Origin of the sequence: Pontivivens ytuae (assembly GCF_015679265.1) — a bacterium.
Taxonomy (GTDB): Bacteria; Pseudomonadota; Alphaproteobacteria; order Rhodobacterales; family Rhodobacteraceae; genus Pontivivens; species Pontivivens ytuae.
Genome location: NZ_CP064942.1, coordinates 2,313,859 through 2,335,973, shown reverse-complemented (window position 1 = coordinate 2,335,973; position 22,115 = coordinate 2,313,859). Strand labels below are relative to the sequence as shown.

At 67.0% G+C, this 22,115-nt stretch carries 20 protein-coding genes; 8 read left to right on the top strand and 12 right to left on the bottom strand.

Annotated elements, in window-relative coordinates; genetic code table 11:
* Positions 1–3: 3 nt before the first annotated feature.
* The 5 genes from I0K15_RS11310 to I0K15_RS11290 form a co-directional block, all read right to left on the bottom strand.
* Positions 4–1,107: an ABC transporter ATP-binding protein gene (locus I0K15_RS11310; protein WP_196101627.1), complete on the bottom strand. Its 1,104-nt coding sequence runs from the start codon at positions 1,105–1,107 to the stop codon at positions 4–6.
* Positions 1,108–1,139: 32 nt separating this feature from the next.
* Entirely contained in the window at positions 1,140–2,798 is a 1,659-nt protein-coding gene (gene bglA / locus I0K15_RS11305) for a beta-galactosidase BglA (RefSeq protein ID WP_196101626.1), read from the bottom strand.
* Between the two features lie 3 nt (positions 2,799–2,801).
* Positions 2,802–3,950, bottom strand: coding sequence for a carbohydrate ABC transporter permease (locus I0K15_RS11300; protein WP_196101625.1), 1,149 nt, complete (start codon positions 3,948–3,950; stop codon positions 2,802–2,804).
* The gene (locus I0K15_RS11295; RefSeq protein WP_196101624.1) at positions 3,950–4,942 is read right to left on the bottom strand and encodes a carbohydrate ABC transporter permease; all 993 of its coding nucleotides are present in this window, start codon (positions 4,940–4,942) and stop codon (positions 3,950–3,952) included. The genes I0K15_RS11300 and I0K15_RS11295 overlap by 1 nt, the downstream gene beginning before the upstream one ends.
* Positions 4,943–5,061: 119 nt before the next feature.
* Positions 5,062–6,417 (bottom strand): ABC transporter substrate-binding protein, encoded by a 1,356-nt coding sequence (locus I0K15_RS11290; RefSeq protein WP_196101623.1) that lies wholly within the window; start codon positions 6,415–6,417, stop codon positions 5,062–5,064.
* A gap of 226 nt (positions 6,418–6,643) precedes the next feature.
* Here I0K15_RS11290 and I0K15_RS11285 point away from each other — a divergent pair, with 226 nt between their 5' ends.
* The gene (locus I0K15_RS11285) at positions 6,644–7,660 is read left to right on the top strand and encodes a LacI family DNA-binding transcriptional regulator (RefSeq protein WP_230374093.1); all 1,017 of its coding nucleotides are present in this window, start codon (positions 6,644–6,646) and stop codon (positions 7,658–7,660) included.
* Complete coding sequence (locus tag I0K15_RS11280) at positions 7,657–8,982, top strand: GH1 family beta-glucosidase (protein ID WP_196101621.1); 1,326 nt, start codon at positions 7,657–7,659, stop codon at positions 8,980–8,982. The genes I0K15_RS11285 and I0K15_RS11280 overlap by 4 nt, the downstream gene beginning before the upstream one ends.
* A 123-nt stretch (positions 8,983–9,105) precedes the next feature.
* Here the strand turns inward: I0K15_RS11280 and I0K15_RS11275 are convergent, their stop codons facing one another.
* From I0K15_RS11275 to I0K15_RS11265, 3 genes are all read right to left on the bottom strand, one after another.
* Complete coding sequence (locus I0K15_RS11275; RefSeq protein ID WP_196101620.1) at positions 9,106–9,885, bottom strand: SseB family protein; 780 nt, start codon at positions 9,883–9,885, stop codon at positions 9,106–9,108.
* Between the two features lie 12 nt (positions 9,886–9,897).
* Positions 9,898–10,491, bottom strand: a complete 594-nt coding sequence (locus I0K15_RS11270; RefSeq protein ID WP_196101619.1) for a uracil-DNA glycosylase family protein — start codon at positions 10,489–10,491, stop codon at positions 9,898–9,900.
* A 287-nt stretch (positions 10,492–10,778) separates the two neighbouring features.
* Positions 10,779–11,378 carry a uracil-DNA glycosylase family protein gene (locus I0K15_RS11265; RefSeq protein ID WP_196101618.1) on the bottom strand — a complete coding sequence of 200 codons (600 nt, stop codon included), beginning with the start codon at positions 11,376–11,378 and terminating at the stop codon, positions 10,779–10,781.
* Between the two features lie 100 nt (positions 11,379–11,478).
* Between I0K15_RS11265 and I0K15_RS11260 the strand changes: the two genes are divergently transcribed.
* The 4 genes from I0K15_RS11260 to kdsA all read left to right on the top strand — a co-directional run bounded on the left by I0K15_RS11260 (position 11,479) and on the right by kdsA (position 15,810).
* Positions 11,479–12,726 carry a Na+/H+ antiporter NhaA gene (locus tag I0K15_RS11260; RefSeq protein ID WP_196101617.1) on the top strand — a complete coding sequence of 416 codons (1,248 nt, stop codon included), beginning with the start codon at positions 11,479–11,481 and terminating at the stop codon, positions 12,724–12,726.
* 63 nt (positions 12,727–12,789) lie between these two features.
* On the top strand, positions 12,790–13,446 hold the full coding sequence (locus tag I0K15_RS11255) for an ABC transporter ATP-binding protein (protein ID WP_196101616.1): 657 nt from the start codon (positions 12,790–12,792) through the stop codon (positions 13,444–13,446).
* Positions 13,427–14,980: a KpsE/RkpR family capsule polysaccharide export protein gene (locus tag I0K15_RS11250; protein WP_196101615.1), complete on the top strand. Its 1,554-nt coding sequence runs from the start codon at positions 13,427–13,429 to the stop codon at positions 14,978–14,980. Before I0K15_RS11255 ends, I0K15_RS11250 begins: the two co-directional genes overlap by 20 nt.
* Positions 14,977–15,810, top strand: a complete 834-nt coding sequence (gene kdsA, locus I0K15_RS11245; protein WP_196101614.1) for a 3-deoxy-8-phosphooctulonate synthase — start codon at positions 14,977–14,979, stop codon at positions 15,808–15,810. Before I0K15_RS11250 ends, kdsA begins: the two co-directional genes overlap by 4 nt.
* 493 nt (positions 15,811–16,303) lie before the next feature.
* Here the strand turns inward: kdsA and I0K15_RS11240 are convergent, their stop codons facing one another.
* Positions 16,304–17,470, bottom strand: coding sequence for a BaiN/RdsA family NAD(P)/FAD-dependent oxidoreductase (locus tag I0K15_RS11240; protein WP_230374092.1), 1,167 nt, complete (start codon positions 17,468–17,470; stop codon positions 16,304–16,306).
* Positions 17,471–17,490: 20 nt separating this feature from the next.
* Positions 17,491–18,309 carry a response regulator gene (locus I0K15_RS11235; RefSeq protein ID WP_196101613.1) on the bottom strand — a complete coding sequence of 273 codons (819 nt, stop codon included), beginning with the start codon at positions 18,307–18,309 and terminating at the stop codon, positions 17,491–17,493.
* 86 nt (positions 18,310–18,395) lie between these two features.
* On the opposite strand from I0K15_RS11235, the gene I0K15_RS11230 reads away from it, so the two are divergent.
* Complete coding sequence (locus I0K15_RS11230) at positions 18,396–18,572, top strand: hypothetical protein (protein WP_196101612.1); 177 nt, start codon at positions 18,396–18,398, stop codon at positions 18,570–18,572.
* Between the two features lie 197 nt (positions 18,573–18,769).
* On the top strand, positions 18,770–20,515 hold the full coding sequence (locus I0K15_RS11225) for a sensor histidine kinase (RefSeq protein WP_196101611.1): 1,746 nt from the start codon (positions 18,770–18,772) through the stop codon (positions 20,513–20,515).
* On the opposite strand, the gene I0K15_RS11220 is transcribed toward I0K15_RS11225, so the two are convergent.
* Both I0K15_RS11220 and I0K15_RS11215 read right to left on the bottom strand, forming a co-directional pair.
* Complete coding sequence (locus I0K15_RS11220; RefSeq protein ID WP_230374091.1) at positions 20,508–20,915, bottom strand: DUF2177 family protein; 408 nt, start codon at positions 20,913–20,915, stop codon at positions 20,508–20,510. The two genes, I0K15_RS11225 and I0K15_RS11220, sit on opposite strands and share 8 nt — an antisense overlap.
* Positions 20,916–20,972: 57 nt before the next feature.
* Positions 20,973–22,076 carry a HupE/UreJ family protein gene (locus I0K15_RS11215; protein ID WP_196101610.1) on the bottom strand — a complete coding sequence of 368 codons (1,104 nt, stop codon included), beginning with the start codon at positions 22,074–22,076 and terminating at the stop codon, positions 20,973–20,975.
* Positions 22,077–22,115: the final 39 nt, after the last annotated feature.

The window sequence follows — 22,115 nt, the reverse complement described above, 5'->3', positions numbered from 1 at the left end:
CGATCACTTGTGAAAGAAGCTGTGCCCGTCCGCGTCGAAGAGGTGCATCTTGGACGGGTCCACGGTGAGCGCGAGCTTGTCGCCCTTGGACACGTCGGCGATGCCGGGGATCTTGGCGATGGCCGCGGCCTCGCCCTCGCGCGCGGCGAAGTAGACGACGGTCACCTCGCCCAGCTTCTCGGTATACTCGGCGGTGCCTTCGTAGACGACGGTGTCGCCGGGGCCCGCGACCACGAAATCCTCGGGCCGCACGCCGAACTGGACCTGGGTGCCGCCGGACATGCCGGCCGAGCCGACCGGCACGGTGCCGGAGCCGCCCGCGGTGATGGTGATGCCGGTGCTCGCGTCACCCGGCTCGCTGATCGTGGCGGGGAAGAGGTTCATCTTGGGCGAGCCGATGAACTGCGCGACGAAGGTGTTTTCGGGCCGCTCGTAGAGCTCCAGCGGGGTTCCGAACTGGGCCACCGTGTGGGTCTTGTTGTTGAGGACCACGATGCGGGTGGCGAGCGTCATCGCCTCCACCTGGTCGTGGGTCACGTAGATCATCGTCGAGTCAGGCATGTTCTCCTTGAGCTGCGCGATCTCGATCCGGGTGTCGACGCGCAAGGCGGCGTCGAGGTTCGAGAGCGGCTCGTCGAAGAGGTAGACGTCCGGATCGCGCACGATGGAGCGGCCGATGGCCACCCGCTGCCGCTGGCCGCCGGACAGCGCCTTCGGCAGACGGTCGAGATACTGGTCGAGCTGCAGAATGCGGCCCGCATTGCGCACCCGCTTGTCGATCTCGCCCTTGTCCATCTTCGCGACCTTCAGTGCGAAGGCCATGTTGTCGTAGACCGTCATGTGCGGGTAGAGCGCGTAGGACTGGAAGACCATGGCGATGCCGCGCTTGGAGGGCGGCACGTCGTTCATCCGCTTTTCGTTGATGAAGAGATCGCCGCCGGTGATCGTCTCGAGCCCCGCGATCATGCGCAGGAGCGTGGACTTGCCGCACCCGGACGGGCCGACGAAGACGATGAGCTCGCCCCTCTCGATGTCGAGGTTGATGTCCTTGAGGACCTCAACGGTCCCGTAGGACTTCTTCACATCCTTCAGCAGCAGCGACGACATCTAGTTCTCCCCGTGTTGTGCGACGCCCGGCCTTATCGGTCTTCTTGGGCGAAGTAAGCTTGGTAGGGCGGCAGCGTGACGCCCTTGTCGTTGACCACCGCCTGGAAGGGCGCGGCCATGTCCTGCCGCCACGCGCCATCGGGCACACGGATCGGCTGGGCGGTGTTGGACAGGTTGAAGGCGCAGAAGACGCGCTCCCCATCCTGTTCGGTGCGGATGAAGGAGACGATGTCGGCCTCGGCCTGCACCATCTCGAACGTGCCTTTCACGAGCGCAGGATGCGCTTTGCGGAAGGCGATCATCTCGCGATAGAAGGCGAGCATCGAGCGGTCGTCGCAGTCCTGGATCGAGACGGCGTTGCCCAGATGCTCCATGGCGACGGGCAGCCAGGGCTTGCCGTCGGTGAAGCCGCCATTGGGCCCGTCGGGCGACCACGGGATCGGCGTGCGGCAGCCGTCGCGGCCCTTGAACTTCGGCCAGAAGCGGATGCCGTAGGGGTCCTGAAGCTCCTCGTAGCTCACATAGGCTTCGGTGAGGCCCAGCTCCTCGCCCTGGTAGAGGCAGACGGAGCCGCGGAGCGACAGGAGGAGGCCCGCATAGACCCGCTGCGCCGCCTCACCCAGATTCCAGCGGCTGGAATGGCGGACGACGTCGTGGTTGGAGAAGGCCCAGCAGGCCCAGCCCTCGCTCACGACCTCGGAGAACTTCTTGAGCACGGCGGAGACCCGGTTGCCCGAGGGCTGATCGGGGGCCAGGAACTCGAAGGCGTAGCACATGTGGACCTTGTCACCGCCCGAGGTGTACTCGGCCTGGATCTGCATCCCGATCTGCGCGTCGCCGACCTCACCGACGGAGGTGATCGCCGGATACTCCTCCATCAGCGCGCGGAAGCGCTTGAGAAACTCCAGGTTCTCCGGCTGGTTCTTGTCGTAGAGGTGTTCCTGCCAGTTGTAGGGGTTCACCGCGGGCGCGATGGAGTCGTTGCGCAGCTCGGGGGCGAGCGGTGGGTTGTCCCGCAGCTCCTTGTCCGCGAAGTAGAAGTTGATCGTGTCGAGGCGGAAGCCGTCGACGCCGCGGTCGAGCCAGAAGCGTGCTACGTCCAGAAGCGCGTCCTGCACATCCATGTTGTGCAGGTTGAGGTCCGGCTGCTCCTTGAGGAAGTTGTGCAGGAAGTACTGCTGCCGCTCCCCGTCCCACTCCCACGCGGAGCCGCCGAAGATCGACAGCCAGTTGTTGGGCGGTGTCCCGTCGGGCTTCGCATCGGCCCAGACGTACCAGTCGGATTTGGGATTGTCGCGGGACGACCGGCTCTCCTGAAACCAGACGTGCTGGTCGGAGGTGTGGGAGAGGACGAGGTCAATCATGACCTTCAGCCCCAGGTCGTGGGCACGCGAGATCAGCGCATCGAAGTCCCCCAGCGTGCCGAAGAGCGGATCGATGTCGCGGTAATCTGAGACGTCGTAGCCGAAATCGAGCATAGGCGAGCGGAAGAAGGGCGAGATCCAGATCGCGTCCACGCCGAGGCTCGCGATATGCGGCAGGCGGTGGATGATCCCCGAAAGGTCCCCCACCCCGTCGCCGTTCGAATCCTGGTAGGAGCGCGGATAGATCTGATAGATCACCGCGCCGCGCCACCAGTCCTTGTCCACTTCCTGCTGTCCCGCAGGTTTCACGGACATCGCCATGTTCATGTCTCAGCCACCCTTGACCGATCCGGCGAGGAGCCCTCGCACGAGATACCGTTGCATCGAAAAGAACACGATCAGCGGAATGATGATCGTGATGAAGGCGGAGGTCGTCAGGATCTCCCAATCGCCACCGCGCGAGCCCAGAAGCTCCACGAGGCGGCCCGTCAGCACCATCTGGTTGTCCGACGAGGTGAGGAAGACCTTGGCGACCAACAGGTCGTTCCAGGTCCACAGGAACTGGAAGATCGCGAAGCTCGCCAGAGCCGGGAAGCTCAGCGGCAGGATGATCTTCATGAAGATCTCGAAATCCGAGGCGCCGTCGACCTTGGCACTCTCGATCACCTCGCGCGGCAAGCCGACCATGTAGTTGCGCAAGAGGTAGATCGCGAGCGGCAGGCCGAAGCCCGTATGGGCGAGCCAGATCCCGGCATAGGTCTTGGCCGGCACGCCGAAGATCTGCCCGACGCCATTGTAGATCTCCAGAAGCGGTATCAGCGACATCTGTAGTGGCACGACGAGCAGGCCGACGACGGCCGCGATCAGGAGCGGCCTTCCCGGAAACTGCATCCAGGCGAGCGCGTAAGCCGCATACGCCGCGATCAGGATCGGGATGACGGTCGCCGGGATCGACACGGTGAGCGAGTTGAGGAAGCTCTGCGCCACGCCTTCGGACGTCATCACCCGATCGTAGTTCTCGGTCGAGAAGCTGGGCGGCACCGCGGAGGTGTAGAAGATCCGGTCGCCGCGACGGCCCTCCGGCTCCTCGGCATAGGTGATGGAGTAGGCGCCGTCGGCCTCGACCTGCATGACGCCGCCGCTGCGCAGCTCCGTCGTCTCGCCTGGTGTGAAGGCGGTGGGCTCCTGCGCGCGGACGCCCCAGGCGTTGAGCGAGCCCTCGGCGTCGCCGAAGACGTTGCCCTCGATCACCCACTGGCCGCCGCGCTGCTCCGCATCGTCCGGGGCCGCGGCGCGGGCGACGAGCGACTGCTCGGACGCGCTCAGCGCCGTCCACCAGCCGGAGGTCGAGATCGCGTCGCGATCGCGGAAGGAGGAGACGAGGATGCCGAAGGTCGGGATCGTCCAGAGCACCACCAGCAGGATGGCGGAGAGGTTGACGACCCAGACCAGGGCCGGGTTCTTGCCGACGCCACCCATCACGTATTCTCCTTCATCGCGTTGCGGATGTTCCACCACATGATCGGGACCACGAGGATCATGATGACGATCGCAATGGCGGAGCCGCGGCCGAAGTCGAGCTGGATGAAGGACTGGCGGTACATGTAGTTGGCCAGCACCTGCGTGCCCCACTCGCCGTTGGTCATAGCGAAGACGATGTCGAAGACCTTGAGCACGAGGATGGTGATCGTGGTCCAGACCACCGCGATGGTGCCCGCGATCTGCGGGATCTTGATCTTGAAGAAGATCTGCAGCGGCGAGGCGCCGTCGAGCACCGCAGCCTCCACCGTCTCCTCCGGAATGCCGCGCAGGGCGGCGGAGAGGATGACCATGGCAAAGCCGGTCTGGATCCAGATAAGGATGATCATCAGGAAGATGTCGTTCCAGAACGGGATGGTGATCCAGGCCTGCGGCGTGCCGCCGAGGCTGGTGACCATGGCGTTGAGGAGCCCGATCTGGTCGTCGCCCTCGCCCGAGTAGTCGTAGATGAAGCGCCAGATGACCGAGGCGCCGACGAAGCTGATCGCCATCGGCATGAAGATCAGCGATTTCGCGATGTTGCCCCACCAGATCCGGTCGGTGAGCCCGGCCGCGATCAGCCCGAAGAAGGTCGCTGCGGCAGGCACGATGATCAGCCACATCGCGTTGTTGAACAGGCTCTCGAGAAACTTCTCGTCCCCGATCATCCAGATGTAGTTGTCGAGGCCGACCCAGTTCTCGCCCCGCTCGTCGTAGAAGGAGAGGATCAGCGAGTTGAAGAGCGGATAGACGAGATAAAGGCCCAGGATCAGCATCGCGGGTGCGAGGAAGAGCCACGGGCGGATCGCGTTGGCCTTGCTGATGTTGCTCGCCGCATTCTCACCGCTGTCGGGGTAGATGCGGTCCAAGAGGGCGTTCGTGCCGTAGAAGTAGCCGGCGCAGGCCGCCACCCCGATCACCATCGTGACGATGGCGTAGACGATGACATCCATCGCGCGTCTTCCTCCCCAAACCGTGTTACGCAATGGCGCGTCTTGCGCGCGCCTTGGTCGGTGGAGCGGGCGCTAGGGCGCGCCCGGTCCGTTGTTGCAACTGTAACAGGTTACAGAACCTATTGCAGCGACTCCCAGGTTTCCTGGATCGAGCCCGCGACGCCTTCGGCATCCGCACCGCCCGCATAGTCGACCATGCCGGTCCAGAACGCGCCCGCGCCGATCGCGCCCGGCATCAGGTCGGAGCCGTCGAAGCGGAAGGTGGTCGCATCCTGGATGATCTGACCCTGCGCGCGCAGCGCGTCGGTGGCGTAGGCCTCCGGGTTGACGCCGGCATGGGCGGTCAGGAACGCGCCTTGCGCCATCCAGACCTCGTGCGCGATCGGCTGCTTGAGGAAGTCGACCAGCGCGCGGGTGCCGTCGCTGTCATTGGTGATGCCGACGACCGTGCCTGCACCCAGGACCGGTGCGCCCAGATCCTCGCTCTCATAGGCCGGGAAGTAGAAGAAGTCGGCGTCGAGGCCGAGCTCCGTCCCTTCCGGGAAGAAGGCGGGGATGAAGGACGCCTGGCGGTGCATGTAGCAGTCCGGCGGGAAGGAGAAGAGGCCCTGCGGGCTGTCGCGGAAGTCGGTCGTGGCGACTGCGCCCGCGCCACCGGCGACATAGTCGTCGTTGCGGGCGAAGTAGCCGAACTCCTCGATCGCGCGGATCACCTGCGGATCGTCGAACGGGATTTCGTTGGCCACCCACTGGTCGTAGACCGAGGGCTCCGCCGTGCGCAGCATCATGTCCTCGACCCAGTCGGTCGCGGGCCAGCCGGTCGCACCACCCGAACCGAGGCCGATGCACCACGGGGTGCCGCCATCCTCGACGATCTGGTCGGTGAGCGCCTTGAGCTCCTCCATCGTGGTGGGGATCTCGTAGCCCGCATCCTCGAAGTTCTCGGGCACGTACCAGACCAGCGACTTCAGATCGACGCGGAAGAAGATGCCGTAGAGGTCCTCGGTCCCGCCCACGTCGAAGGTGGCGAGATCGACCCAGGACTGGCCCGCGGCGTAGTTCTCGGCGATCCAGTCGCGGGTCTCGTCCTCCAGCGGCTCGACGAGGCCGCGCTCGGCCATGACGCGCAGGAGGCCCGGCTGCGGGAAGACGGCGAGGTTGGGGGCGGAGCCCGCCTCGGCGTCGATCACGATCTGCTGCTCGAAGCTGTCGGAGCCGGAATAGTCCACGACGGCGCCGGTGGCGGCCTCGAAATAGTCGAACACGGCGACGACGCTGTCACGCTCCGAGCTCAGCCACGGCCCGGCCACGGTGATCGTCTGGCCGGTGAGGTCGGGGGCGTTCGCCACATACTCCTCATAGGCGTCCCAGCTGAACCGGTCATCCTCGCCCGGCTCGAAGACGAGGTCCTGGGCCTGGGCCGCCGAGGCCGCGAGGGCGAAGAGTGCGACGCCTGCAAGCAGGTTGCGCTTCATGAAGTCTCTCCCGTGTTCTGCCGCACTGCAGGCGGCATTCCTGATATTCTCCGGCTCCGAAAGGCGGCCGCGTTGCTCGCGAAAACCAAACCGCTTTGAAGCCCCGGCACGATGCGAGGCCGCCCGAGCCCTGTCAAGCCTTGCCATCCTGCGCGCTTCCACGTTGCCTTGCCAGAGAGAATTTCGATACTGCAGGGATCAAATCGCTTTGATGAGGACCCCCGGAATGACCCTGAAAGAGCTGGCGGAAATGTTGAGCCTGTCGCCCACGACGGTGTCCCGCGCGCTCAATGGCTATCCGGAAGTGAATGCCGAGACCCGCGCCCGGATCGAGGCCGCGGCGCGCGAGCACGGCTACCAGCCCAACACGATGGCCCGGAAGCTCGCGACCGGGAAGGCGATGGCCGTTGGCCACGTGATTCCGCTGGGCGAACACCAGATGATCAACCCGATCTTCGCGGAGTTCATGACCGGCGCGTCGGAGGTCTACAGCAAGGTCGGTTATGAGACGATCCTGACCGTCGTGCCCGAAAAGGGGGAGGAGGACGCCTATCGCGACCTCGCCCGCCGGCATTCGGTGGACGGGGTGATCGTCCATGCGCCGCGCACCGGCGATCCGCGGATCAAGCTGCTGACGGAGCTCGGCCTGCCCTTCGTCCTGCACGGGCGGCCGGTGGGCGATGACGGGCCGAGCGTCTGCCTCGACATCAAGAACGCCCGCGCCTTCCGGCAGGCGACGCAGTTCCTCATCGATCTGGGCCACCGGCGCATCGCGCTGTTGAACGGGCTGGAGCAGATCAGCTTCGCGCTGCGCCGCCGCGCGGGCTACGAGCAGGCGATGGAGCGGGGGGGGATCGCCACCGACCCCTCCCTCAGCGCCCATCAGGAGATGACGGAGACCAACGGCTACAACACCACGATGGCGTGGATGCAGCGGGCGGAGCGGCCGACGGCGATCCTCACCTCCTCGATCATCTCGGCCATCGGGGTGAGCCGGGCGGTGCGCGATGCGGGGCTGGAGCTCGGCCACGACGTGTCGCTGATCACCCATGACGACGACCTCTCGTTCCTGCGCAACGAGGGCGATCCGCCGCGCTTTACCACCACCTTCTCCTCGATCTCTGCCGCCGGGCATCGCTGTGCGGAGATGGTGCTCGACCTGATCGCCGGCAAGCCGGTGGAGAGCGAGGTGTGGGACTGCCAGCTCGTAGAGGGCCGCTCCACCGGGCCGGCCCCGGCATGAGCGGGCTGGGTTTCGCGCGGGGCGATTTCCCCGAGGGCTTCGTCTTCGGCACCGCGACGTCGGCCTACCAGATCGAGGGCTCGTCCTTCGGTGGCTGTGGTCCGTCGCATTGGGACACCTTCGCCGCGACCGCCGGCAACGTGGTGCGGGCCGAGGACGGCGCCGTCGCCTGCGACCACTACCACCGGTGGGAGGCGGATCTCGACCTGATCCGCGATGCGGGCCTCGACGCCTACCGCTTCTCGATGAACTGGGCGCGGGTGATGCCGGACGGGGTGACGCCGAACGCGGAGGGGCTCGACTTCTACGACCGGCTGGTCGACGGGATGGTGGCGCGCGGCATCCGCCCCTTCGCCACGCTCTACCATTGGGACCTGCCTGCCGCGCTGGCGGACAAGGGCGGGTGGACGAACCGCGACGTGGCCGGGTGGTTCGCGGATTACACCGAGACGATCATGGGTCGGATCGGCGACCGGGTGGAGGCGACGGCGACGATCAACGAGCCGTGGTGCGTCGCCTGGCTCTCCCACTTCTGGGGGGCGCACGCGCCGGGCCTGCGGGACATCCGAGCGGCGGCCCGCGCGATGCACCACGTGCTGCTGGCCCATGGCCGGGCGGTGGAGGCGATGCGGGCGATGGGGCTCGGCAATCTGGGGATCGTCACCAATCTCGAAGGCTCCGACCCTGCCGATGACCGGCCGGAGACGCTGGCCGCCCACGCCTGCAACCACGCGATCTACAACGAGTGGTTCCTGTCCGGCGTCTTCCGCGGCGAATACCCGGCGGCGGCACTTGAGGGGCTGGAGCGGCATCTGCCGGAGGGCTGGCAGGACGATTTCCCGACAATCCAGGCCCCCGTCGAATGGCTCGGCATCAACTACTACACGCGCAAGCGGGTGGTGAATGTCGGCGGGCCGTGGCCGCAGATCGGCTATGTCGAGGGGCCGCTGGAAAAGACCGCCTTCGATTGGGAGATCGACCCGGACCGCCTGCGCCACTTCATCACCTGGGCAGCACGGGAGTTCTCCGGCGATCTGCCAATCCACGTGACCGAGAACGGCATGGCAGGCCACGACTACCTGCTCGACGGCGCCTGCCCCGACCCGCAGCGGGTGAAGTACCTGCGCGACCACTTCGCCGCCGCCAGACAGGCGATTGCCGAGGGCGCGCCGCTGGCCGGCTATTTCATCTGGTCGCTGATGGACAACTACGAGTGGGCCGCGGGCTACGAGAAGCGCTTCGGCATCGTCCACGTCGATTTCGAGACGCTGGAGCGGACGCCCAAGGCGAGCTGGCACGCGCTGAAGAACGCGCTGAGCTAGAAACTCCCGCCCGCTCACCGCACCGCGTTTCGCCGGTTAGGCCGGGCGCGCAGGTTGACGCCCCGTACGACGCCTCCCCGCATCACTCTCGTCCAATACGCCCGCCGGAGGCGGACGCGACGGCTATCGCAGGATCGGCGGCTTCGACGGGTCGCTGCCGGGGGCGGAGATCTCTCGGATCTCCACCGCAGGCTGCGGGATCTCGAAGCCGAGGCCGTGGCGGCGGATCGTCTCCGCCACCTTCGCGCCACGGTCGAAGAAGGCGATGTCGAGCGCGCCCGCGTCGAGCCCCGACAGCCGCAGCGCCTCGGCCATGGCGGTCGCGATCGCCTCCTGCGCCGGGGGCAGCGCGTCGAGCACCGCGAGCAGGTGGCCCTGCTGCCCGTCGCGATAGCTGACGCCGACGAGCCAGGCTTCAGCAGCCAGCCCCTCGAGGCCCGGCAGTTTCTCGTGGATCGCGGTCAGCAGCGCCTCGGGCAGACCCGCGGGCTTGCGGATGTCGCGGAGGGCGCTTTCGCGGACCTCGGTGAGGTCGGCGAGCTGGTCGGCGGCCCAGCGCAGCGCGTCGACCGGCAGGATCGTCTCGGACCCATGGCCTCCGAGATTGAGGGCAAGCCCCACGCCCTGCCCCGCCAGCAGGCCGACCAAACGGCGGCCGGAGAGGGCGGCGAAGGGCGTCATACCTTCCATGAAATCCGCCATCCGACCCTCGCGATCGAAGGCGAGCGCGACGCGGCCGTCCGACGTCTCCAGGATCACGGGGCGCACCGTGGCGCCCTTCGGCTCCTCCTCCAGCACGAGGAACAGCTCGGCATCGAGCAGCCGGTCCCAGAAGCGGGAGCGCAGGCTCTCGTCGGCGTCGGCGGCGAGGTGGGCGCGGTCGAGCGGGGTCTCTTCGGTCATGCCCGCGACATGTCAGCCGCGGGAGCCGAGCGCAAGGGACACCGCGTCGCGCAGGCGGGGCACGACCTCGGCCTCGAACCACGGGTTTCGCTTCAACCAGCCCGTGTTGCGCCACGAGGGATGCGGCAGCGCGAAGGTGCCGTCGGGGTGATCGCGCCAGGCGGCCACGATGTCGGTGACCTTGGCCTTGGTATCGAGGTGCCATTTCTGGGCGTAGCCGCCGATCAGCACGCGGACGCGGACCTGCGGCATCGCCTCCATCGCGTCGCCACGCCACGTCTTGGCGCAGACCGGCGGCGGCGGCAGGTCGGAGCCCTTGGCGTCGTAACCCGGAAAGCAGAAGGCCATGGGTGCGATGGCGAACTTCTCCCGGTCGTAGAACGCCTCCCGATCTACGCCGAGCCAGTCGCGCAGCCGGTCGCCGGACGGATCGTCGAAGGGCAGGCCGGAGGCGTGGACTCGCGCGCCGGGTGCCTGCCCCGCGATGAGCACCGGGGCGGTGTTGGAGAGCCAGACGACCGGTCTGGGTGCATGAGCCGTGTGGGTCGCGGCGAACCGGTCGGCGCAGATGCGGCAGGCGCGGATGCGGGTGATGAGGTCATCCATGCGTCCGGTGTGCGCGTCGGGCGGCGCGGGATCAAGTCCGGGGCGGTCACGGCTTCGCGCGGTATGGGTGGGGCTGGGGCGGTGGTAAGTAGGTGGAACCGTCCCGGACCTGATCCGGGACCGCTTTGTTTTGAGAGTGCCGCGCTGGGAAACTCTCCGACAGCGTCGAAAAGGATGGAGGCGCGGCCTGGGAACAGCCCCGAACACCATGCGGGGTAGAGACGTCGGTTGCACATTCGGTGTGAGCGGCCCCGGCTCGGGGGCCGGGGCGGTGGTGAACAGGCTCTCTAGTCCGCCAGCACCTCGGCGACGCGCTGGCGGAGGGCGGGGAGGAGCTCGGCGTCGAACCACGGGTTGCGCTTCAGCCAGGGGGTGTTGCGCCAGCTCGGATGCGGCAAGGGGACGACACCCGGCGCGTGGTCGCGCCAGTTGCGGACCGTTTCCGTCATCGGGCCGCGCCGCCCGAGGCGCTGGCGCTGGGCGACGGCGCCGATCACCAGCGTCAGGCGGACAGCAGGGAGGGCGGCGAGCACGCGCTCCTGCCACATCTCGGCGCAGATCGCGGGCGGGCGCAGGTCGTTGCCCTCCGCATCCTGCCCGGGAAAGCAGAAGCCCATGGGCACCACCGCCACGACGCCGGGCGCGAAGAACGTCTGCTGATCGAGGCCCATCCAGTCGCGCAGCCGCACGCCGGAGGGATCGCGGAAGGGCACGCCGCTCGCGTGGGCGCGGGCCCCCGGCGCCTGGCTCGCGATGACGATGCGGGCGGCGTGATGCAGGTGGACGATAGGGCGCGGTGCGTGACCTGTTGCCGTCTTGGCAAAGTGTGGCGCGCAATGACGGCACTCGACCAAAGCACTCTCGACGGGACGCAGATCAGATGGCATCAGTTGTAACATAGCGACCGGCTCGCCGATTGCGCCGATTGCGACGAGGGGACGCAGTTGCTAGAGCGTCCAGCCAACCGATCTGCGCAAAGGCCTCTCTATGTATCGCGTCTGGAACTATCTTCAGCAATATTCGTTGCTTCTCATCTTCGGTGCGATCACGGCGCTGATCTGGGCCAATCTCGACTACGAGAGTTACCATCACTTCGTTGAGTTTCCGCTGTGGGACCACGCGCCCATCGGCCACCTGCATGACGGGCACCGGACGCTGACGCTCCACTACCTGGTCAACGATGTGCTGATGGCGCTGTTCTTCGCCATCGCGGGCAAGGAGGTGTGGGAGGCCGTTGCGCTGAAGGACGGGTCCCTACGCGGGAAGAAGGCGCTGACGCCGCTCATCGCCACCTCGGGCGGCATGTTCGGGCCGATCGCGGTCTATCTGGGCCTCGCCCTGCTGATCGGATCGGATACCTTCGATAGCGTGGCGAACGGCTGGGCGATCCCCACGGCGACGGATATCGCGTTTTCCTACCTCGTCGGCCGCCTGATCTTCGGCGCGGGGCACCCGGCGGTGGGCTTCCTGCTGCTGCTCGCCATCGCGGACGATGCGGCGGGGCTGATCATCCTCGCGATCTTCTACCCTTCGGGCGACCTGGCGCCGGAATGGCTGCTGGTGTCCTTCGGTGCGGCAGCCACGGTGTTCCTGCTGTTCAACCACCTGCCGCGGCGGCTGGACCGGCACAAGCAGGACCGGCCGAACTCCACCATGGTGCGTAAGGCGCTGGGCGGCCTGCCCTACATCATCGCGGGCTGCATCTCCTGGTACGGGTTCATGCGGGCGGGGATCCACCCCGCGCTCGGCCTGCTGCCGATCGTGCCGACGATTCCGCATGCGGACCGGGCCTTCGGCATCTTCGCCGCGGCGGAAGCGCATCTGCATGATCTGCTGAACACGCTGGAGCATGCGCTGAAGGCGCCGGTGGAGATCATCCTGTTCTTCTTCGGCCTCGCGAATGCGGGCGTGCTCTTCAACGCGGTGGGCGACGCGACGTGGCTGGTGCTCGCCGGTCTGCTGGTCGGCAAGCCCTTCGGCATCTGGCTGATGGGCTACCTCGCGGCGCGGCCGATGAAGCTGGGCCTGCCGGAGGGCATGAAGACGTCCGACCTGTTCGTGCTGGGCTGCGTGGCGGCGATCGGGTTCACCGTCTCGCTCTTCATCGCGTCGGTGGCCTTCACGCCCGGTCAGGTGCAGGACGCGGCCAAGATGGGCGCGCTCCTCAGCTTCGGCGCAGTCATCATGGCCTTCGTCGCCGCCCGCGTCTTCCGGACGGAGAAGCAGCCGGGCTGAGTTAACGCGGTCTTAGCCTGCCGGTGCTAGCGCTCCGGCAGGGGGCCGCGTAGATAGCGACGGATGATCGAGTTTCGCAATGTCAGCAAGTCCTACTGGACGGGGGTGCGCCGCAAGGTGATCCTCGACCGGGCGACGTTCCGCGTCGACCTCGGGCAGTCGCTGGGGATCCTTGCGCCCAACGGGACAGGCAAGACGACGCTCATCAACATGATGGCGGGGCTCACCCGGCCCGACGAGGGGATCATCCGGCGCGAGAGCCGGATCTCCTTTCCCATGGGCTTCATGGGCGTCGTGGATGCGAAGCTCTCGGGGGCGGAGAACGCACGCTTCGCCGGGCACTTCTACGGCGTCGATCCCGACTATGTGGAGGCGTTCTGCCGCTGGATGTGCGACCTGGAGGAGTATTTCGAGCAGCCGGTCAGCACCTATTCCTCCGGCATGAAGGGGCGGCTGTCGCTCGCCCTCCTCCTGAGCCTCGATTTCGACATATACTTGGTGGATGAAGGCATGCCGACGATGGCGGATGCCGAGTTCGTGCGGAAGGCGGGGGAGGTGTTCCGGGAACGGCTGAAGCACGCGACGCTGGTCATGGTGTCTCACATGCCGCGGCAGCTTGAGGCCTATGCCGAGCGCGCCGCGGTCTTGCAGGATGGAAGGTTGCACTTCTTCGACACGCTCGAAGACGCTAAGCAGATGTATGACTACACCAGACGATAAGGCGGCGAACGACGCGCCCGGCAGCGTCGTCGATCAGGAGGAGGCGGAGCGCAAGGCGCGGCGAGCCCGACGGCGCGCGAAGCGCCTGCTCAACGAGGCCGAGACGTGGGAGGAGCACTCCGCCACCGACGGCCGCGTGCCGCCGCCCGACGGGCTGCGCCCCAAGCAACGCAAGGACGTCATGGCCGTGGTCAACCAGCAGGTCCGGCAGGAGGCCAGGCAGGGCGCGGCCGAAGCCAAGGACACCACCAACCTGCCCGCCGAGCGGGAGCAGCAGGGCGTCGCCCGGGTCGAGCCTGGCGGCCGCACCGGCGGGCGCGGCGGTGGCGGGCGGGGCGGCGACGACGATGGCGGCAAGACGCTCGACCCCCGCGATGCCGAGATCGAGGCGATCCAGCGCGAGCTGGTCCAGCGCCGGCGGCGCCGCTTCGTCCTGCTGTGGCTGCGCCTCGCCTTCTTCGTCGTGCTGCCGACCTTCCTGGTCGGCAACTACTACTACAACCACGCGACGCCCTTCTATTCGAGCGAGGCGGTCTTCCAGATCAAGCCGGCCAATGCCTCGATGATGGAGGCGTCGGGGGGCGGGCTGTTGTCCTCCTCCCCGCTCGGGCTGATCTCCGACAGCATCGCTGTGCAGGACTTCCTGACCTCGCGTGAGGCGATGCGGGTGCTGGATGCGGAGCTCGACCTGCTCGCCCACTACTCCGACCCGGACATCGACCCGATCCAGCGGCTGCCCGCGGATGCGAGCGAGAACGACGCCTTCGCGCTCTACAAGGATCGCGTGCTGGTCGGGTTCGACACGACCGAGGGCGTGATGCGGATGGAGGTGATCACCGCCGACCCGGCCATGTCCGCCTCCGTCGCCCGGCGTCTGATCGAGCTCGCCGAGGAGCGGGTCGACGAGATGTCGGACCGGAACGAGGGCGATGCGGTGGACTCCGCGCAGGAGGTGCTCACGGATGCGGAAGCGCAGCTCGACGAGGCCTATGACCGCGTGCTGGAGCTGCAGGAGCGGCGCGGCATCTTCTCCGCCGATGTGGAGGTGGGGCTCGTCCAGGGCCAGATCGCGGCGCTGACCAGCGCGCTGGAGGAACGGCGGCTGAGCCTTGCGGCGCTGCTCGACAACGCGCGCCCCAATCAGGCACAGGTCCGCGTCCTGAACGCGGAGATTGCGCGGCTGGAGCAGGCGATCGAGGAGCAGCGCGCCCTCGTCGTCAACAGCCAGCCCGACGCGCGCTCCCTCGCCCGGATCTCCGCCGAGCTGGAGCGGGCGCAGCAGGAGCTGGAGATCCGGCAGGTGATGGTGACGACCGCGGTCGAGAGCCTTGAGATTGCGCGGCGCGCGACGGCACAGCAGAACGCGTTCCTCGAGCGGGCGGTGAACCCGGTGCAACCGGTCGTGCCGAGCTACCCGCGCGCGTTCGAATACACGGTGCTCGCCTTCGTGATCTTCTTTGCCACCTACATGATGGTGAGCCTGACGATCTCGATCCTGCGCGAGCAGATGAGCTACGGAGAAGGACGTACATGAAAACCGTCGAGATCGGCGCCCTGAAGGTTGGCAACGACCAGCCGCTGACCCTGCTGTCCGGGCCCTGCCAGCTCGAAAGCCGAGACCACGCGCTGATGCTGGCCGAGCATCTGGCGAAGGTCTGTGCCGATGCCGGCGCGCAATACGTCTTCAAGGCGAGCTACGACAAGGCCAACCGCACCTCGCTGACCGGCAAACGCGGGCTGGGGATCGAGGAAGGGCTGCGCGTGCTGCAAGACGTGCGGTCCGAGATCGGGTGCCCCGTGATTACCGACGTGCATACCGAGGAGCAGTGCGCGGTGGCGGGCGAGGTCGTGGACATCCTGCAGATCCCCGCCTTCCTGTCGCGGCAGACGGACCTCTTGCTGGCCGCGGGGAAGACCGGCCGCGCGATCAACGTGAAGAAGGGGCAGTTCCTCGCACCGTGGGACATGCCGAACGTCGCCGCGAAGATCGCGAGCACGGGCAACGAGCGCATCCTGCTCTGCGAGCGCGGCACCTCCTTCGGCTACAACACGCTGGTGGCGGACATGCGAGGGCTGCCGCAGATGGCGCGCACGGGCTATCCGGTAGTGATGGACGCGACCCATTCGGTGCAGCAGCCGGGCGGGCAGGGCGGCTCCTCGGGCGGCCAGCGGGAGTTCGCACCGGTCATGGCGCGGTGCGCCGTGTCGCTGGGCGTCGCGGCGGTGTTCATCGAGAGCCACGAGGATCCGGACAAGGCGCCTTCGGACGGGCCGAACATGATCCCGCTCGATCGGATGGGAGCGTTGATGACCTCCCTCATGGCCTTCGACCGGCTGGCCAAGGAAGACCCGCTGCACGTCTGAAGCAGGCCCCTCCCGCCCGTCTCACCCGCCTTTGCAATGTAAAGCCCGGCTCGCCCGTTGGGCCCGGCGCCGCGCTTCCGCGCTGCGGGGCGCTTGAGTTTTGAATCGGGCGCGCCGTCTATGTGCTGTAGAAACGCACCGCATGTTGGGTGATCCAGACTGTCTAGCGAGCAATCTAGCTGCGGTTCGATCTGTCGGCCGGTTCGCTCTACGTGCGGTCTGCGCATTGCCACGGCGAGGCAGATCCGGAACGCGCATCCACTGAGAGTTGGACCCTCACACTGAACCGGGAGGACAATGGCCATCCTAACTTGGTGCGGGCCGCTCCGCATACTTGAGGGGTTCAAGCTCTGGGTTTTCGAGACCAGGCGCACTGCCTCCGCTCTTTTCCAACGGCACCTCCTAGTGCACCCACGTCGCCGCGCATCGGTGCGGCGCCCGGCCCAACAGGAGGAGATGCCGAAGGCGTCGACGACGGGCGGGAGGGGCTCGGTCAGATTGCCTGCGCGGCGGCCCAGCCGGAGGACCAGGCCCATTGGAAGTTGTAGCCGCCGAGCCAGCCGGTCACGTCCACGACCTCGCCGATGAAGTAGAGGCCCGGCACGGCCTTCACCGCCATCGTCCGACTGTCGAGCGCATCGGTGTCCACGCCGCCGAGGGTCACCTCCGCCGTGCGGTAGCCCTCGCTGCCCGCGGGGCGCAGGCGCCAATTTGAGAGCTGTTCGGCCAGCGGGCGCAGGGCCGCGTCGGACATGTCGGCGAGGTTGCCGCCGTAGCCCTCCCCCAACTGCTCGCCGAGGCGGCGGGGCAGAACCTGCGCCAGCGCCCCGCGCACGGACTGGCGGCCGGCCGATTGGCGCAAGTCGCGCAGGCGGGCGAAGGCATCCTCGCCGGGCATCAGGTCCACCGCGATCTCCTCCCCCTCGCGCCAGTAGGACGAGATCTGGAGGATCGAGGGGCCGGAGAGGCCGCGATGGGTGAAGAGCATGCCTTCGCGAAACTGCGTGTCGTTGCAGGAGACCTGCGCATCGACCGAGAGGCCCGAGAGCGCACCGATCCACGCCTTCTCCGCATCGGTGAAGGTGAGCGGGACGAGCGCGGGCCGGATCTCGGTCACCGGCACGCCGTATTGGCGCGCGACGTCGTAGCCGAAGCCCGTCGCGCCCATCTTCGGGATCGACTTGCCGCCGGTGGCGATCACCAGCGCGTCGGATGTCACCGACCGATCCTCGAAGCGGATGTCGAAAGGACCGTCGCCTGCAATCTCCCGCACCGGGGCGGACAGGGCGAGCTCAGCGCCGGCCTCGGTCGCTCCGCGCACCAGCATGTCAACGATCTGGGTGGAGCGGCCGTCGCAGAAGAGCTGGCCGAGGGTCTTTTCATGCCACGCGATGCCCTCGGCCTCGACCATCTCCAGGAAGTCGTACTGGGTGTAGCGGGCGAGGGCCGAGACGGCAAAGCGCGGGTTGGCGGAGAGGAAGTTCTCCGGGCTCGCATGGAGGTTGGTGAAGTTGCAGCGCCCGCCGCCGGAGATCCGGATCTTCTCCCCCGGGGCGCGGGCATGGTCCGCGATCAGGACCCTCCGACCGCGCCGGGCGGCGTTCAACGCGCAGAAGAGGCCGGCGGCGCCGGCCCCCAGGATGACGGCATCGTAGTGCAAGGCGGGCGCGGCGGATCCGGTCAGGCGGGCACGGCCCGGGCGGAGAAGAAGAGCGCGTGGCTGATCGTCGCGCGGATCTGCTCCTCGGTGAACGGCTTGGTGATCAGGAAGGCGGGCTCGGCCCGCTGGCCCGTCAGCAGCCGCTCAGGATAGGCGGTGATGAAGATGATCGGCTGGTCCGGGATGTCCGTCAGGATGTCCGCCGCCGCATCGGCGCCGCTGGAGCCGTCGGCGAGGTGCACGTCCATGAGCACGAGCTCGGGCTTCTCGCTCGCATACATGCTCACGGCCTCGGCACGGGTGCGCGGATTACCGATCACGGTATGGCCTAGGTCGCTGACGATCGCCTCGAGATCCATCGCGATCAGCGGCTCGTCCTCGACGATCATGACGCGGGAGGACATGCCGCCCTCGATCTCCTGCGCGCCGATGCGCACGAGTTCGGACGCCTCGTCCTCCGCGATGCCCATGATGTTGGCGACGCCGCCCATCGGGAACTGCTCCATCACGCGGAGGAGCAGTGCCTCGCGGGCGCGGGGCGTGAGCTTCGCAAGGCGGGCCTGCGCGATGCGCTCCCCCTCGCCGAGGGGGGCCGGGGTCTCACCCGGCTCGCCTTCGGCCGCGATCCAGATGCCGTGGAAGACCTTGAAGAGGCGTTCGGCGGCGGGCGCCTCCCCCTCCATCAACGAGAGGTCGCCGATGATGTTCTGGAGGGTGCGGGCCGCGAAATCGTCACCACGCTCCTGGGATCCGGTGAGCGCGCGGGCGTAGCGCCGCAGGTAGGGCAGGTGCATCTCGATCTCGCTGACGAGGGCGGCGCGATCCGGTGCTGTTCCCATTGGGTCCTCCTCGAAATTCCGTCCCGTATCGGACGGAACTTTCGCTGTCTGTGAACGCTTATGTATTCAGGTTTAGGAGCTTGACCATGGTTGGCGTGCAAACTTTGTCCAGAAAATCCGACGCGTTGGAAGACGCGCTAGGCGGCAAGATGCGCGTGGCCTTCGACACGTCGAAGAGCGATGAGAAGTTCTCCGACCTGCTTGCTCAACTTCGGGATGTAGCGAAGAAACCTGTCTCGCCCGAGACATCTTCGGAAAGCTGATCGAGAGTTTTTCTTTGCAGGCCGGGAACCTGTGGGGCGCGGGCGCGTTTCCGTGACTCGACCGGCGTGAGTCGGGCAGTGCCGCTGCCCGTCTCGGCCGCCACTTGAAAAGACGTACCGGGACCGCAGAGCTTCACCCGAGTGCGCGACGGCAGGCGAAGTGGCAACGACGGATGATCGGAAGATTTGCAGATCGTTTGAGAAACCTGTCGCTCGCCTGGCAGATCGTTCTTCTACTGTCCCTCGCACTGTTGCCCATCGGCGGCTTCGCGGTGTTCGAGGCGGTGCGTACCAGCGGGCGGAACGAGACGTTGCTGGCTGCGGAGCTGTTGCGCGTCGCAAACCGCGCGGCGGAGGTCGAGCGGCTGGAGATCGCCGAAGGGTTCGGGTCGGCCAAGGCGCTGGCCCGCAGTGCGGCGGTCGCGTCCGGCGACCGGGCGCAGTGCTCGGCGGAGCTGACGGACTTCATCAACGCATCCACCCGCTATGTCTTCGCCGGCTTTATCGAGGCAGACGGTTTCCTGCGCTGCTCCTCGGTCGGCGATGTCATTCGGGATTTCCGCGAGGACGAAGGTTTTCGCCTGCAGATCGAGAACCCCACCCGCACCGTGACGGTCGTTGAATCCGGTGCGGTCAGCCGGCAGGCGGTACTGATCGTCTCCCACCCCGTGATCGTCGACGGGGCGTGGCGCGGGACGCTCAGCCTCTCGGTCCCGCGCGACGTGGTCCGGCTGTTCGATGCGGTGGATGACAGCGTCGGCGAGCTTCAGGTCGCGCTGGTTGACGATAGCGGGCAGTTCCTCGCCCGCTCCGACTATGCGATCGAACAGTCGTGGTGGCTGCCCGTCGGTCTCGCCGACCGCGCGACGGAGCCCGAGACAGGTCCATATGTATTCCGGGAGAATGACACCCGCGGAACCTCCCGGCTCTATGCCTATGTGCCGATCGTGGAGGGGGAGCTGGCCGGCATCTTTTCCCTGCCCAACACGCCCGGCAATGCAACGGGGCTGGCGACTGTGGCGACGGCGATCGCGCTGCCGGTCTCGATCTGGATCCTGTGCATCATGCTCGCCTATTTCGCGATGCGGCGCCTCGTGGTGGACCCGGTGCGACGGATCAACCGCTCGATCCTTGCGTTCAAGGGCGGCAACCGGGGCTTTGCCATCCGCCCGCTGCCGCCGGCGCCGGGCGAGCTTGGTGACTTGGGCGAGAGCTTCACCGAGATGGCGCGCACCGTGAACGAAGGCGAGCGCGAGTTGTCGAACCTGGTGGAGGAGAAAACGGTTCTGCTGCTCGAGGTTTATCACCGGGTGAAGAACAACCTGCAGCTCATCATCTCGATCATGAATATCCAGCTCCGCTCCACGACGTCGGAGCGGGAGCGGGCGACGATCCTGCGGCTACGCGAGCGGATCATGGGCCTCGCGCTCGTGCATCAGCGGCTCTACGAGACGCCGAGCCTGACGGCGGTTCCGGCCGACGGTCTGGTGTCGGAGATCATCCAGAACCTCACCGAGGGGGGCGATGATGAGACCGGCCAAGCGGCGATCCTGACGGAGCTCGACAGCTTCCCGATGAACCCGGATCAGGCGGTGCCGTTCTCGCTGCTGGTGACGGAGGCGCTGCTGAACGCGCTGAAATACACCTGCCATCAGAAGGACGACGCGCGGATCACCGTGCAGCTTCGGCTGGAGGATGGAACGGTGCATCTGTTGGTGGAGAACACCATCGATCCCGACGTGATCGACAGCGACAGCCTGTCGAGCTCCGGGATCGGGCACCGTCTGATCGGAGCCTTCGTGCTGCAACTCGCCGGGCGGATCGAGCGGGAGCGGACGGAGAGCCTCTACCGCCTCGACCTGCGCTTCGATCACGTAACGCCCAGCGACGCGCCGGAGCGGATCGGCGCGCCGGGGCGTCAGGGATTGCGGCGGGTCAGTTGACCAGAAGCCGGGTGAGGGCGAGGCCCGCGACGGCGGAGCCAGCGGTCAGCACACCGCCCCACGCGGTATCCATCGACACCATCGTCCAGTCCCAGCCCTTCATCACCGACATGTTGGTGAACTCGTAGGTGCCGTAGGCGAGCAGGCCGATGATCGCCGCCTGCAGCGCCACCGATCCCATGGAGACGTCTGCCGCCATCGCCGGGCCGCTCACCAGGTAGACGATGCCCGCAACATAGGCCGCGTAGAACGCCGCCGCGACGCCCAGCAGGGGCTGGTCGCGCATCATGCCACCGATCCGCGCCTCGAACACATCGAGGACGACCAGCTTGAGCCACACGACGTCGACAATGAGAAACACCGCCAGCGTCAGGGCATAGAGGATCAGGTAATCGGTCACGGTCGGCTCCTTCGGTCGTCTCCCACGAATGCACGACCGGAGAGCTCCGCCGTGCGGTCAGGCCAGAACCGTGCGTTCGATGAACCACCACAGACCAACCAGTCCTATTACGACGGAGGCCGGGATGACGATCACCTGCCGGTACCAGGTCCTGTTCCGGAACCAGATCCCGACGGCGAGAAAGCAGATGGTGATGACGGCGAGCTGACCGAGCTCGACGCCCACATTGAAAGCGATGAGCGAGGCGACGAAGTGCTGCGTCGAAAGGCCGACCTCGCCCAGCACACCCGCAAAACCGAGGCCGTGCAGCAGTCCGAAGAGGAAGACCACGACCGGCCGCCAGGGCGTCATCCGGTTGGTCAGGACGTTCTCCACGCAGACATAGGTGATGGAGAGCGCGATCAGCGGCTCCACGATCGCGGCGGGTAGGGAGATCACGTCGAGCGTCGCAAGCGCGAGCGTCACAGTGTGCGCGAGGGTGAAGGCAGTAATCTGCCAGATCAGCGGCCCGGCGCGCGCCGCCAGCAGGAACAGCCCGACGACGAAGAGGATGTGGTCCCAGCCCTTCGGGATGATGTGCTCGAACCCGATGACGATGTAGCTGGACACGACGGAGGCGAGGCTCTGCGGCGCGGCGCCGGCGAGGTCGAACGGCTGGCTCGCGCTCATCGAGAGGAGAAATTCCTGGTGGATCGCCTCACCTGCCGCGTCGTCGATCCGAATGATGACCTCAACCTGCCCGTTCCAGATGAGCCGCCCCGTCTCTCCATCGGGCAGGACCCCGCTGAGGCTGACGACGCTCTGCCGCGGCAGCTCGAGGTTGTCCTCCCGCGGCACCGTGATGTTGTCGACCTCGAAGGACGCCACCACGCCGTCGACCTCCACCTGCGCGAGTTCGGTGAGGTCGAACCCGCTCTGGCGCACCAGCTGGACGAGCTGATCCGGCGGCATCGCGCGGTAGCCGTCGTAGATCGCGGCCTCCGGCGCCGTATCGGTATCGTCGTGATTGCCCCCGATCCCGGCGAGCTCCGCCTCGAGATTGACGTCGACGAAGAGCTGCGCACCGTCGCCGAGGGAGAGCGTGACGATCGCGGGGCGCAATTCGTGCCCCATCGCCGCCGCCGGAAGAAGAAACAGAACGAGGGCGAGCAACAGGCGCATGCGGTCGTCTCCAGTCAGGTGCGGGCGACGCTAGAGAAA

Bases quoted from the DNA above. Each gene is read 5' to 3' on its own strand.
- I0K15_RS11310 (WP_196101627.1), bottom strand. From the start codon at position 1,107: ATGTCGTCGCTGCTGCTGAAGGATGTGAAGAAGTCCTACGGGACCGTT.
- bglA (WP_196101626.1), bottom strand. From the start codon at position 2,798: ATGAACATGGCGATGTCCGTGAAACCTGCGGGACAGCAGGAAGTGGAC.
- I0K15_RS11300 (WP_196101625.1), bottom strand. From the start codon at position 3,950: ATGGGTGGCGTCGGCAAGAACCCGGCCCTGGTCTGGGTCGTCAACCTC.
- I0K15_RS11295 (WP_196101624.1), bottom strand. From the start codon at position 4,942: ATGGATGTCATCGTCTACGCCATCGTCACGATGGTGATCGGGGTGGCG.
- I0K15_RS11290 (WP_196101623.1), bottom strand. From the start codon at position 6,417: ATGAAGCGCAACCTGCTTGCAGGCGTCGCACTCTTCGCCCTCGCGGCC.
- I0K15_RS11285 (WP_230374093.1), top strand. From the start codon at position 6,644: ATGACCCTGAAAGAGCTGGCGGAAATGTTGAGCCTGTCGCCCACGACG.
- I0K15_RS11280 (WP_196101621.1), top strand. From the start codon at position 7,657: ATGAGCGGGCTGGGTTTCGCGCGGGGCGATTTCCCCGAGGGCTTCGTC.
- I0K15_RS11275 (WP_196101620.1), bottom strand. From the start codon at position 9,885: ATGACCGAAGAGACCCCGCTCGACCGCGCCCACCTCGCCGCCGACGCC.
- I0K15_RS11270 (WP_196101619.1), bottom strand. From the start codon at position 10,491: ATGGATGACCTCATCACCCGCATCCGCGCCTGCCGCATCTGCGCCGAC.
- I0K15_RS11265 (WP_196101618.1), bottom strand. From the start codon at position 11,378: ATGCCATCTGATCTGCGTCCCGTCGAGAGTGCTTTGGTCGAGTGCCGT.
- I0K15_RS11260 (WP_196101617.1), top strand. From the start codon at position 11,479: ATGTATCGCGTCTGGAACTATCTTCAGCAATATTCGTTGCTTCTCATC.
- I0K15_RS11255 (WP_196101616.1), top strand. From the start codon at position 12,790: ATGATCGAGTTTCGCAATGTCAGCAAGTCCTACTGGACGGGGGTGCGC.
- I0K15_RS11250 (WP_196101615.1), top strand. From the start codon at position 13,427: ATGACTACACCAGACGATAAGGCGGCGAACGACGCGCCCGGCAGCGTC.
- kdsA (WP_196101614.1), top strand. From the start codon at position 14,977: ATGAAAACCGTCGAGATCGGCGCCCTGAAGGTTGGCAACGACCAGCCG.
- I0K15_RS11235 (WP_196101613.1), bottom strand. From the start codon at position 18,309: ATGGGAACAGCACCGGATCGCGCCGCCCTCGTCAGCGAGATCGAGATG.
- I0K15_RS11230 (WP_196101612.1), top strand. From the start codon at position 18,396: ATGGTTGGCGTGCAAACTTTGTCCAGAAAATCCGACGCGTTGGAAGAC.
- I0K15_RS11215 (WP_196101610.1), bottom strand. From the start codon at position 22,076: ATGCGCCTGTTGCTCGCCCTCGTTCTGTTTCTTCTTCCGGCGGCGGCG.